At 28.2% G+C, this 12,278-nt stretch carries 11 protein-coding genes and 1 pseudogene; 11 read left to right on the top strand and 1 reads right to left on the bottom strand.

What is annotated here, in order from left to right; translation table 11 throughout:
• Nucleotides 1–189: 189 nt before the first annotated feature.
• The 6 genes and pseudogenes from BM119_RS06905 to BM119_RS20560 all read left to right on the top strand — a co-directional run.
• Nucleotides 190–1,485, top strand: coding sequence for an ATP-binding protein (locus BM119_RS06905; protein WP_090040066.1), 1,296 nt, complete (start codon nucleotides 190–192; stop codon nucleotides 1,483–1,485).
• Nucleotides 1,482–2,294, top strand: coding sequence for a response regulator (locus BM119_RS06900; RefSeq protein WP_090040065.1), 813 nt, complete (start codon nucleotides 1,482–1,484; stop codon nucleotides 2,292–2,294). The genes BM119_RS06905 and BM119_RS06900 overlap by 4 nt, the downstream gene beginning before the upstream one ends.
• A 146-nt stretch (nucleotides 2,295–2,440) precedes the next feature.
• Entirely contained in the window at nucleotides 2,441–3,493 is a 1,053-nt protein-coding gene (locus BM119_RS06895) for a PTS sugar transporter subunit IIC (protein ID WP_090040139.1), read from the top strand.
• A 265-nt stretch (nucleotides 3,494–3,758) separates the two neighbouring features.
• Nucleotides 3,759–5,213, top strand: a complete 1,455-nt coding sequence (locus BM119_RS06890) for a catalase (protein ID WP_090040063.1) — start codon at nucleotides 3,759–3,761, stop codon at nucleotides 5,211–5,213.
• Nucleotides 5,214–5,849: 636 nt separating this feature from the next.
• A complete protein-coding gene (locus tag BM119_RS06885; protein ID WP_341465748.1) occupies nucleotides 5,850–6,884 on the top strand; it encodes an ornithine cyclodeaminase in 1,035 nt (344 codons plus the stop codon).
• A 171-nt stretch (nucleotides 6,885–7,055) separates the two neighbouring features.
• Nucleotides 7,056–7,217 (top strand): annotated as a pseudogene (locus BM119_RS20560) (catalase-related domain-containing protein); the annotation flags it as partial.
• A 60-nt stretch (nucleotides 7,218–7,277) separates the two neighbouring features.
• Here the strand turns inward: BM119_RS20560 and BM119_RS06875 are convergent.
• Nucleotides 7,278–7,415 carry a zinc ribbon-containing protein gene (locus BM119_RS06875; RefSeq protein WP_090040059.1) on the bottom strand — a complete coding sequence of 46 codons (138 nt, stop codon included), beginning with the start codon at nucleotides 7,413–7,415 and terminating at the stop codon, nucleotides 7,278–7,280.
• Between the two features lie 354 nt (nucleotides 7,416–7,769).
• Here BM119_RS06875 and BM119_RS06870 point away from each other — a divergent pair, with 354 nt between their 5' ends.
• The 5 genes from BM119_RS06870 to BM119_RS06850 all read left to right on the top strand — a co-directional run bounded on the left by BM119_RS06870 (nucleotide 7,770) and on the right by BM119_RS06850 (nucleotide 12,272).
• Nucleotides 7,770–8,708 carry an L-lactate dehydrogenase gene (locus tag BM119_RS06870; RefSeq protein WP_090040058.1) on the top strand — a complete coding sequence of 313 codons (939 nt, stop codon included), beginning with the start codon at nucleotides 7,770–7,772 and terminating at the stop codon, nucleotides 8,706–8,708.
• 81 nt (nucleotides 8,709–8,789) lie between these two features.
• Complete coding sequence (locus BM119_RS06865) at nucleotides 8,790–9,089, top strand: DUF3892 domain-containing protein (protein WP_090040056.1); 300 nt, start codon at nucleotides 8,790–8,792, stop codon at nucleotides 9,087–9,089.
• 401 nt (nucleotides 9,090–9,490) lie between these two features.
• Complete coding sequence (locus BM119_RS06860; protein WP_090040054.1) at nucleotides 9,491–10,261, top strand: GDSL-type esterase/lipase family protein; 771 nt, start codon at nucleotides 9,491–9,493, stop codon at nucleotides 10,259–10,261.
• A gap of 24 nt (nucleotides 10,262–10,285) precedes the next feature.
• Nucleotides 10,286–10,771 carry a DUF4358 domain-containing protein gene (locus tag BM119_RS06855; protein ID WP_090040053.1) on the top strand — a complete coding sequence of 162 codons (486 nt, stop codon included), beginning with the start codon at nucleotides 10,286–10,288 and terminating at the stop codon, nucleotides 10,769–10,771.
• 97 nt (nucleotides 10,772–10,868) lie between these two features.
• The gene (locus BM119_RS06850) at nucleotides 10,869–12,272 is read left to right on the top strand and encodes an MBOAT family O-acyltransferase (RefSeq protein ID WP_090040051.1); all 1,404 of its coding nucleotides are present in this window, start codon (nucleotides 10,869–10,871) and stop codon (nucleotides 12,270–12,272) included.
• Nucleotides 12,273–12,278 lie beyond the last annotated feature (6 nt).

The following is a 12,278-nucleotide window of genomic DNA, read 5'->3' as shown; positions in this document are numbered from 1 at the left end:
TGAAGAATAGTATAGAAATATTAAAGAAACTATAAAAGCTTTTATTTGTATTTGAAATCTAAATTTTAATAATTTGGAATAGGCTTTTATAATATTGTATATTGGGTATTTCGATAGAGGTTTCAAAGGTTATTATTTAAGATTTATTGAATAATAATCTTAAAGCAAGGTTTAAAGGAGACAACTATAATGAAGGCAACAGGAAGATTAAACCAACTTACTTTCATAGGACTTTTAGTTATGTTTTCATCTCAAATATACATAAAGTTATTTGTTAATTATTTCAATATATCCTTTGGTATTATAGTATTAATAATCCTAATTTATATGATGGAAATAGAAAATAAAATTATAGTAGCTCTTATTTCATCTTTACTAGTTTACGTTATAAGAATAGTTATATATTTCTTGGAAAATAATGATATGAACTTTAGTTTTAAACTTGGTGCTATTAATTATTTCCCAGAATTTATATTTTATTTGGTTTACATAACTATATATTTTCTTGTTACAATAAGAAATAAGAATTTAAATACTTTATTATTTAAGCTTATTATTTGTGATTTTTTTGCTAATTCTATTGAAATATATATTCGTCATACTGTATATTTAGAAAATTTTAATCTTTATATTATTGTTGGATTAATGTGTGTTGCATTTTTAAGGTCTACATTAATATGGGTTATGATAAATTTAATGATTAGATATAATACTAGTCTTTTAAAAAAGGAACACACAGAAAGATACATAAAATTGTTAGCATCAAATTCTAGATTAAAAAGTGAAGTATATCTTATGGAGAAATCTATGGATAATATAGAAAAGGTAATGGGAAAGTCTTATAGATTATATATGAATGTACGCGAAAAAAAAATGGATGAAAATTTAGAAATAGAGGTTATGGATATCACAAAAGATATACATGAGATAAAAAAAGAGTTTAATTTAATAGTTATGGGTATTAATGAATTAACAAATACAAAAGAACTTAAGGATAATATGAATTATTATGAAATAGTAGATATCTTAAGACATATGATTAATATAAAACTTAAAAACACTAACATAAAGCTTAAAATACAAAAAGGAGAAAATTTTAATACAACACATCACTATTATATGATATCTATATTTAGAAATCTTATTATGAATAGTATTGATGCTGTAAAAGATAAGGAATATGGACTAATATCTTTAATTCATGGCGAAATGAAAATAGACAATGTTAAAGGTCATTATTTTGAAATTAGGGATAATGGATATGGAATGGAAGAAGAAGACAAAAAATATGTATTTAATCCAGGCTTTTCCACAAAAATTAATTTTGAAACTGGAGATGTTAATAGAGGGTTGGGGCTTAGTATAGTAAAAGATATAGTGGAAAATAAGTTGAATGGATTTGTAAGGTTAACATCCTCAAAAGAAAAAGGTACAGAATTTATGATTTTTATACCAAAAGATACACTAGAGGGGGAAAGAGTTTGAGAATATTGATAATAGATGATGATATAAATGTTCATAGGATTCTTAATAAAATAATAAATCATGAATGCCTAGGAGAGGTAATAGAAGGAAACACTTTAAATGGATATGATGGAGGTGATATAATAAGTAAAGAAAAACCAGACATTGTTATTGTAGATCTTTTAATGCCTGGAAAGGATGGGTTACATCTAGTAAAAGAATATAAGGATAAATACCCCAATATTCAATACATAATGCTTTCTCAAGTGTCCTCTAAAGACATGATAGCTAAAGCATACGAAAATGGAGTTGAATTCTATATAAGTAAGCCTATAAATGCAGTTGAAGTTAGAGCAGTTTTGAAAAAAATAATTAACAGTCAACTCATGAAGAAGAAATTAGGAAATATAGATTCTATATTAAAAAAAGAAGATGAGGATGATTGTATATATAAAATTAAAAATATAATGAAGAAGCTAGGTATATTAGGAGAGGTAGGATGTGAAGATATAATAAAAAGTATAGAGTATATCTTAGAAAATACATCAAGAGACTCATATACACTTAAGGAATTATTTCAGGGCATATCAGACAAACCTAAATCAATAGAACAAAGAATAAGAAGAACTGCCTTTGTAGCTTTAAATAATATTGCCAATCTAGGATTGGAAGATTATATGAATGATACTTTTGTGGAATTTTCAAATTCTATTTTTAGCTTTGAGGAAGTAAAAAAAGAAATGGATTATATAAGAGGTAAAAATTCAGAAAGGGGGTCAGTTAACGTCAAGAAATTTTTGGAAGGCGTAAGCTATTACATTGATAAATAAGGGTTATTTGAAATTGTTATAATTATAACAAAGATGCTTTTTGATACTTTTTGAAACTTTTTGAAATTCAGCTTATACAATTTGAATAATCAATAAATTCAGAAAATTAACCAATCGAGAAGTTGAAGAGGAGGAAGTTTCATATGATAGAAATTTTAAAGGGAATGGGTCTCTTGCTATTTACATTAGGGCTATTTTCATTATTCAGTTTTAAGGCTCCTAAGGGAAGCAAAGCTATGTCAGGACTAGCAAACGCAGCGGTGGCAACTTTTTTAGTTGAGGCTATTCATAAATATATAAGTGGGGATTTTCTGAATTTTGCTTTTTTAGGAGAAGTAGGATCAGTAGCAGGATCTATGGGAGGCGTAGCAGCAGCAATCTTAGTACCAATATCTATGGGTGTAAATCCAATTTATGCAGTTGTAGCAGGTGCAGCATTAGGTGGTTATGGAATATTACCAGGATTTATAGCAGGCTATATTATAGGACTTATAGCACCAGTATTTGATAAAAAATTACCAGAAGGATTAAATACTATATTAGGTGCATTATTAATAGCCCCTCTTGCAAGATTTATAGCATTTGGGGTAGATCCTATAGTTAATGCTACATTGGTTAATATTGGACAAATGATATCAGTAGCAGCACAACAATCTCCACTAGTAATGGGATTCTTACTTGGTGGAATAATGAAAGTTACTTGTACATCACCTCTAAGCTCTATGGCAGTAACAGCCATGCTTGGGTTACAAGGGTTAGCAATGGGAATTTCAGCGCTGGCTTGTGTTGGAGGATCATTTACAAATGGAATTATTTTTAAAAGACTTAAACTTGGTAATAAAAGTAATATAATAGCTGTTATGTTGGAACCTTTGACTCAAGCACCTATAGTAACGAAAAATCCAATTCCTATATATGGATCAAACATTTTAGGTGGTGGATTAGCAGGACTATCAGCAGCATACTTTAATATAATAAACAATGCACCTGGAACAGCATCACCAATACCAGGGCTTTTAGCTCCATTTGGGTTTAATAATCCCAAAACAGTTCTTATAGCTCTTTTCTTTGCAATAATAGGTGGTACAATAGGCGGTCTTGTGGGATCAGTTGTCTTTAAAGGCTTTGCAAGAAATAATGATAACTCAGAGGATAATCAATTTAATAATGAAGTGAAAGTTAAAAGAGAGATATCTTAAACTTTTATGAATATAATGAAATAGAAAAATTTGAAAAATAATTAAAAAGCTAACTTCAATTTAATATAAATTACCCTAAATATTATGTTTCAGCTAATACTTAGCCGTAAAAAGCATTGTTAAATTTCATTTTTGATTTATTTTGAATCTAAAACGAAATGAGCAATGCTTTTTATGTTGAAATTTATATATTAATATTTACATAAATAACATTCTGAGTAAATATTAATATACTATAGCGTATATAATTATATTGGAGGGACACATGAAAAACAAAAATTCAGGCAATGAAACCTACTTAACTACTGATTTAGGGGAACCTATAGCAAATAATCAAAGTTCTTTAACAGTAGGTGAAAGAGGACCAGTTTTACTTCAAGATGTGCAACTTATAGAAAAATTATCTAGCTTTGATAGAGAGAGAATACCAGAAAGGGTAGTACATGCAAAGGGAGCAGGAGCACATGGATATTTTAAGCTATATAATTCTATGGAAAGATACACAACAGCAAAATTTCTAAATGATGAAAAGAAAGAAACTCCGGTGTTTGTTAGGTTTTCTACAGTAATAGGCTCAAAAGGTTCAGCAGATACAGCACGTGATCCAAGAGGATTTGCAGTGAAATTCTACACAGATGAGGGAAACTATGATTTGGTTGGGAATCACTTACCAGTTTTCTTTATAAGAGATGCAATGAAATTTCCTGATTTAATTCATGCCTTTAAACCATCTCCAGATACAAATATTCCAGATCCTAATAGATTTTGGGACTTTGTATCTAATACACCAGAGGCTACTCATATGATAACCTTACTTTTTTCAGATAAGGGAACTATTAAAAGCTTTAGAACTATAGAGGGATTTGGAGTAAACACATATGTGTGGGTAAATAAAAAAGGAGAAAGAGTACTTGTAAAATATCATTGGAAACCTATGCTTGGTGTTAAAACTATAACAAGACAAGAAGCACAAATATTAGCTGGAATTGATCCAGATGTAGCTATAAGGGATTTATATGATACCCTTAATAAATGTGAAATTGTTGAATATGAGTTATTTGTTCAAATTATGAAAAGAGATGAGGAATTATGTCAAAGTTTTGATCCATTAGATGCAACGAAAACTTGGCCAGAAGACAAATTTCCATTAATGAAAGTTGGAAAACTTACATTAACAGAAGCCCCTAAAAATTTCTTTCAAGAAGTTGAACAAGCAGCCTTTTGTCCAGCAAATTTGATTCCAGGAATAGAAGCTTCAAATGATAAGTTATTACAAGGAAGATTATTCTCATACAGTGATACGCAACACCATAGAATAGGAGCTAATTTCAAACAATTACCAATTAATAGACCTAAGGTTCCAGTTGTAAACAATCATCAAGATGGACCTATGAGATATCATTCAAATAGTGGAAATGTTAATTATGAGCCAAACACTTTAAATAATGGAAATCCAAGAGAAAATCCTTCCTTTGATGTAAAACCAGATTTTGCTGAAGGAAAAATTGAAAGAAAAAAAATAAGTTTAACTGATGATTTCACTCAAGCAGGAGAAAAGTATAGGGCGTATAGTGATGAAGAAAGAGATCATTTAATAGATAATCTAGTGAATGACTTATGGTGTGTTGATAAAAAAATACAACTAAAAGTTATAGAATATTTCACAAAAGCAGATAAAGAGTACGGAATAAGAGTAAAAAAGGGTCTTAATATTAGATAGTTTTTATTCATTAAATGGACAATATGTGAAAAGTATTTTTTATATCAAGATTTAATGAGGGGAATATTAACAGATATCTTACACTAAGGATAATAAATTACACTTAGTGCAACTTATATTTTAATGAATTCATTACTTTGACACTGGATGTAAATTAGCTCAAAATGACTTTCCAAAAATTAAAGTACTTTTCATTGTGTTTTGAATACCACAGGTTATACCTGTGGTTCTAAAGAGATTTTAGCTATGAGTGGAAAAAACAATACCTCCATTGTAAGATAATAGTAGGTTTTTTGACCAAAATTAAATTACAAGGAGGTATATACATAATGGATAATAGTAGTTTAGCACATAGCAAATAGAATTGTCTTATTTTGAAATTCTTCTATATATTATTTTTGACCTCCTGCCATTATAAATTCTTCTTTCCCTTTTTTATATTTTAAAGTGTTCGGCTTTTTGTATATACAAATATTATGCTAACAATTATTGACATAAGTTTAACATTTTGGTATATTATTATTGTAAGTATTATGAACGTTTTCAAATCAAGTTTTAGATTATGAAAGTTCATCATCATTTGTATTTTTTGCAATCATTCGGCTGGAGAGTTAATATTTTAAAATTATATGAGGGGTGTTAAATGTGGAAACTTTAAAAACAAGGTATATTGATTTACCTACCATGGCTAAATATTTAAAATCAGTTGGTCCTGAAAATATTATAGAGCGTCTTATCCCATATTTAGAAGATGACTATAGACGTTGGGAGGATTTTTCTAAAATTCCAAGAACGGCACACCACACAGATGTAGGTGTTCTCGAATTAATGCCTATAGGTGATTCAGAGACTTATTCATTTAAATATGTGAATGGACATCCAGAAAATCCTAAACATAACTTTTTAACAGTAATGGCTATCGGTCTTTTAGCAGAAGTATCAACAGGATTTCCTTTGCTTTTAAGCGAATTGACATTGACAACTGCTATTCGTACAGCAGCTACCTCAGTAATGGCTGCAAAGTATTTGGCTAAACCTAATCCGAAGAAAATGGCACTAATTGGAAATGGATGTCAAAGTGAATTTCAAGCACTTGGTTTTCATCACATATTAGGCGTGGAAGAAATTTATTGCTACGATGTAGACACAAATGCTACTGGCAAATTGATGGACAATCTAAAAGATGTAGAAAATCTTAAGTTAATAAAATGTAACAGCACAAAAGAAGCATGTAAAGATGTTGATATTATAACAACTATTACTGCAGACAAGAAAAATGCTATAATCATTACACCAGATATGGTGGAACCTGGTATGCACATAAATGGCGTTGGCGGAGATTGCCCAGGAAAAACGGAACTTGATTCAGAAATTCTTCATATGGGAGATGTCTATGTGGAGTTTGAGCCTCAAAGTCGTCTAGAAGGAGAAATTCAGCATATGAATAAAGAATTTAAAGTGACTGAAATTTGGAATGTAATTAAAACTGGAAAGCCAATAGACAGAAAGACCGATGAAATTACTATTTTCGATTCAGTAGGTTTCGCTTTAGAAGATTTTTCAATTTTACGATTGATGTATGACATTGCCAAAGATGAAAATATAGGTGTACCGCAATCTCTTGTGCCGATATTGGAAAATCCTAAGAATTTATATGGTATGTTAAGATAAAAAAGTAGGAAAATTTGCAGCAACAACTTTATAATTAAAAATCCGGGTAATTAATTATATCCCGGTTTTTTTTGTTACTCGTTATAATAATTATAAAACAATATCTAAACAAGTAAGCACTTACTAAGTAAAATAAGTTTAACCGATGGTTTCACTTAAGCAGGAGAAAAGTATAGGGCATATAGTGATGAAGAAAGAGATCATTTAATAGATAATCTAGTGAATCACTTATGGTGTGTTAATAAAAAAATACAACTAAAAGTTATAGAATATTTCACAAAATCAGATAAAGAGTACGAAAGAAGAGTAAAAAAGGACCTTAATATTAAATAAAAATATGAATTTGATATGTTTTATGTGAAAAATCAGGAGGATTTATAGCCCTCCTGATTTTTACATTTTTTCATAATCTGTTTTATGGCAGCGTGGACATGGTGGTAAAGTGTCACTATCTTGATCAAGATTTACTATTTCTCCACAGACAGTACATTTATAACTTCCCTTACCTGGCTTTTCTCCAGTATGATACATAAATATCACCTCCTCTAATTAAAATTCTATATAATACACAAAAACCCTTCATAAAATGTAAAATAAAAGAAGAAAATAGGAATAATTAATATTATAAAATAATAAATAGTGATTCGTATAGAGTAAACGTTGCAATATTGAAGATTATAACTAAATGAAAAGTAGTTTCATTTAGTTCAGGGGATATATTATAATATGATTGAAAATCAAGTAATAGAGTGTTTGCTAAGTTTGTACATAAAATTTTATAATAATATTAAATAATATTCAGTGTATTAGCAAAAGATAAATTAGATTATATTGAAGTAAAATATATATGATTAATATACAGCAGTGGAAGAAGGAGTGGATAATATGAGAAAGATATCAATAATAGGAGCAGGAGCAGTAGGAGCAACAACAGCCTTTGCATTACTTCAAAAAGGAATATCATCTCAAATAGTTTTAAATGATGTAAATCAGGAAAAAGCTATGGGAGAGGTTCTTGATTTAATGCATGGTAGTTCTCTTTTAAAACCTGTTGATGTTATTTTAGGAACTTTACAGGATACAAAAGATTCAGATATTATAATAATAACAGCTGGAGCAACTCAAAAACCTGGGGAAACAAGACTAGATTTAATATCTAAAAACTATCAAATATTTAAAAGTTTTGTGCCAGAACTTGCAAAACAAAGCCCTAATGCTATATTTTTAGTAGTAGCTAATCCAGTAGATGTATTATCCTATATAACTTATAAATTATCAGGTTTCCCAAAGGAAAGAGTTATAGGTTCAGGAACAGTATTAGATACAGCAAGGTTAAGAACTCTTTTAGGAAAGTATATGGGAATAGATGGACGTAACATACATTCATATATAATTGGTGAACATGGAGATTCTGAACTTGCAACATGGAGTTCAACTAGAGTATCTAATTTACCAATAAATGAATTTGCAAAACAAATGGATTTGCCATGGGATAAAGGATTAGAAGATATTATAGAAAAAGATGTTAAAAATGCTGGATATGAAGTTCTTAACAAAAAAGGAGCTACATATTATGCAGTAGCAATAGCTGTAACTAGAATATGTGAAGCCATTGCAAGAAATGAAAAGTCAATTTTAACAGTTTCATCCTATGTTGAAAATATGTACGGCGTTGATGATGTATATATAGGAGTACCAGCTATAATATCAGAAAATGGTGTGGAAAAGCTACTAGAAATAGATTTAGAGGAAGAAGAAAAACTAAAATTAAAGAATTCTGTTGATGTTTTAAAAGGTGTTTTAAAAAGTATAAATTTTAAATAGATACTGCTTGTCATTTAGATGCATAAATATGTTTGCCTATGGATAATTTAATATTAAATAGATATTAGGAGGTAAAATTTTATGAATAATTTAAATGATGGAATGATAGGAAATTTACCTAAGAATATTAACAAGGAAGTTCCAACACCTAAAAGTGATGCTAAATTTATAACAAAACTGGTTAAGCATTCAGGAGAGGTTGTTGGTTACGAACTTTCAAATGGTGAAAAAATTTCAAAAGAAGAAGGTATAGCCTTAGCTAAACAAGGTGAAATACAAGGTGTAGCTGTAGCTACTAGAGAAGGGGAAGAATATCTTAGAAGTTTACCAGATGAAACAGAGGGAAATAATTTAAGTAGTCTACCAGTTATATCAGATTAACAATCTTAACTGATTTCCATTATAGAATTTATGTTATTCTATAATGTTAATTTAATAGCTAAAAGATGTTACTTAATATTAAACTCATTCACACCTAGTAGGTTTTAAAATAAAAAGCATAGTAACTATTTAAATAAAACAATAAAAAGTCTCTATTAGGGGCTTTTTTATTGTTTTATTTTATATATTTATTTTGTAAATATATAAAATAATATGATACTATATATTGGTATACAAAAGTAATAAATGTATAAATTAAAATATTGAAATTTATACATAAATACCATGAAATAGAATGCTTTTAATAAAAATTATGCTAATGTAATAAAAATTTAACAAAAATAAGATATTTATGATTATAATTGATAATGTAGAATTATAGCAAAATAGAGGAGAGAAAAATGAAAAAGAAGAGGAGAAAAAAAAGATTTGAACAGAGATATCTTTTAGTTTCTTTTGCATTAATTGTCATAGCAACAGGGGTAATTATGACAAAAAGCTACATAAATACTAAAAGAGAAAAACAGGATATAGAAAATGGATATTTGACTCTTAAGGGGTTAGAAAATAAAGATATGGAAGCAATAGAAAAAGAAGTATTTGCTGTAAATGAAAAAGCTGAAGCTGAAAAAAATAAAAAAGATCCTAATTTAAGTAATGAGGAGTATTTTGAAAATTCAGTATTTATGGGAGATTCAATAACGGAAGGGATGAGTTTCTATAAAGCAATAGATTCTTCAAGAGTTGTTGCTGTAAAAGGTCAAAATGTTGTTGGTGCTAAGAAAAATGTGGACAAGGTCATGGAGAAAAATCCAAATGAAGTTTTTTTATTATATGGAATGAATGATTTAGAGACATTTGATAAGAGTAGAGATTTTATTAGGGAATATACATCTTTAATTTCATGTTTAAAAGAAAAACTTCCTAATACTAAGATATACATTGAGTCAATTTTACCTACAAGTTCAAAGGTGAAAAATAAGAGCCTTACGAGACAGAGAATTGACGAGTTTAATAAGGCTATAGAAGAAATGTGTAAAACATTAGAGATTAATTGTATAAATACAACTACTACAATAGATGGTAGAGAGGATTTATATGAACCTGATGGATTACATCCCAAAGCTGTTTACTATGATGAATTATTAAAATACATAAAAAATAATATATAAAAGGAATTTAGAAAGGCTACAATAATGAAAGATAAAGGACTAAACAAGTATTTCTTAATTATATTTTCAATAACTTTAATAGTGTTATTGGGTATAAGTTCTATTTTAACAGTAAAGGTAAAGGATGTAGATCTTAATGAAATAATGAGCAATATAGAATCTAACTGTGATTTTTCTAAGTTAAATCTAGGATCATCAAAAGACTTAAAAAGAACATATGGAATAAATCCCGATGATATAGAGGATTTTAGAATATATACTCCAATATCAAATATGAATGCAGATGAATTGCTTTTAATAAGAGTTAAAAATGCAGATGATACTGAGGCAATAGAAAAAAAGATTGAGGAAATAACAGAGAAACAAGGCAATAGTTTTAAAGACTATGCACCAGACCAGTATGCTTTAATAGAAAGTAAACTGCTTTATTCTAAAGGCAAGTATTTTATATTGTTTGTAGGTAAAGATGTTGAAAATGCAAGTAAAGCATTTAAACAGTGTTTTAGATAGAATGAATCTTCATTCTATAATTTTAGTGTTAGATGAGTAAATCTATATGGTGGTAATCAGATAAAAATTTGAAATTTGTTAATTGGAGTGATATACGTTGGTTTTTAGTAGTTTAATATTTATATTTATATTTTTACCTATAACATTGGCTATTTACTATATTTCACCTAGGAAGTTTAGAAATTTTGTGCTTCTTTGTGCTAGTTTGGTGTTTTATGGATGGGGAGAACCCGTATATATAGTTATAATGGTTTTTTCTACGATTTTTGATTATATGAATGGTTTATTTATATCAAAATATAGAAAAAATAAACCTATATGCAATGCAATATTTTTAAATTCAGTTGTTATAAATTTAGGAATATTATTTTTCTTTAAATACTATGGATTTTTAATAGATAATATAAATTCTATTTTGGGATTAAACATAAATTTTCATAGTTTACCACTACCTGTAGGAATATCATTTTATACATTCCAGACATTATCATATGTTATTGATGTGTATTTAGGAAAGGTAAAAGCTCAAAAAAATATAATCTCATTTGGAGCATATGTTACAATGTTTCCACAGTTAGTTGCGGGGCCTATAGTAAGATATTCAGATGTAAATAAAGAATTAGATAATAGAAAGGAAACTTTTGATAACTTTGGCTGTGGAGTTGAAAGGTTTATAACAGGGCTAGGGAAAAAAGTTCTACTTGCAAATAATATAGGATTATTATGGACAAGTATTAAAGCTTCTAACATAAGTGAAATATCTGTATTTACTAGTTGGATTGGAATATTAGCATTTACTTTCCAAATATACTTTGATTTTAGTGGATATTCAGATATGGCAATAGGACTTGGAAAAATGTTTGGATTTAACTTCATAGAGAACTTTAATTATCCATATGTATCAAAAAGCATAACAGAATTTTGGCGTAGATGGCATATATCACTTGGGAGTTGGTTTAGAGAATATGTGTATATTCCACTTGGTGGTAATAGAAATGGACTTAGAAACCAATGCAGAAATCTTTTGGTGGTATGGTTTTTAACAGGGCTTTGGCATGGTGCTAGTTGGAACTTTATATTTTGGGGATTATATTTTGGGTTTTTCATTTTAATAGAAAAACTATTTTTATTAAAATACTTAGAAAAAAACAAAGTTGTTGCTCATATTTATACCATGATTTTAGTTATATTAGGGTGGGTGTTCTTTGATTTAGATACACTTACTAACGCATTTACATATATAAAAACTATGTTTGGACTTAATGGAGCTAAATTTATAGATAGTGCTTCAATATATTATTTAAAAAACAATATATTTTTATTTATAATTTTAGGTATTACATCAACTCCAATTATAAGTAATATAATAGAAAAATTAAAAGAAGATATGAATGGAAAGGTTATGAATATGCTTATTTTAGCTAATATATTTATAATGCTTATATCAATAGCATTTTTAGTAAATGAAAGCTATAATCCTTTCTTATATTTTAGATTTTAAAATGAG

This window comes from Clostridium frigidicarnis, assembly GCF_900111985.1.
Lineage (GTDB): Bacteria > Bacillota > Clostridia > Clostridiales > Clostridiaceae > Clostridium_Z > Clostridium_Z frigidicarnis.
This window is presented reverse-complemented; position numbering and strand designations above follow the sequence as displayed.

What these genes read in the sequence shown, in the direction of transcription:
- BM119_RS06905 (WP_090040066.1), top strand. Translation starts at nt 190, where the DNA reads ATGAAGGCAACAGGAAGATTAAACCAACTTACTTTCATAGGACTTTTA.
- BM119_RS06890 (WP_090040063.1), top strand. Translation starts at nt 3,759, where the DNA reads ATGAAAAACAAAAATTCAGGCAATGAAACCTACTTAACTACTGATTTA.
- BM119_RS06875 (WP_090040059.1), bottom strand. Translation starts at nt 7,415, where the DNA reads ATGTATCATACTGGAGAAAAGCCAGGTAAGGGAAGTTATAAATGTACT.
- BM119_RS06870 (WP_090040058.1), top strand. Translation starts at nt 7,770, where the DNA reads ATGAGAAAGATATCAATAATAGGAGCAGGAGCAGTAGGAGCAACAACA.
- BM119_RS06865 (WP_090040056.1), top strand. Translation starts at nt 8,790, where the DNA reads ATGAATAATTTAAATGATGGAATGATAGGAAATTTACCTAAGAATATT.
- BM119_RS06860 (WP_090040054.1), top strand. Translation starts at nt 9,491, where the DNA reads ATGAAAAAGAAGAGGAGAAAAAAAAGATTTGAACAGAGATATCTTTTA.
- BM119_RS06855 (WP_090040053.1), top strand. Translation starts at nt 10,286, where the DNA reads ATGAAAGATAAAGGACTAAACAAGTATTTCTTAATTATATTTTCAATA.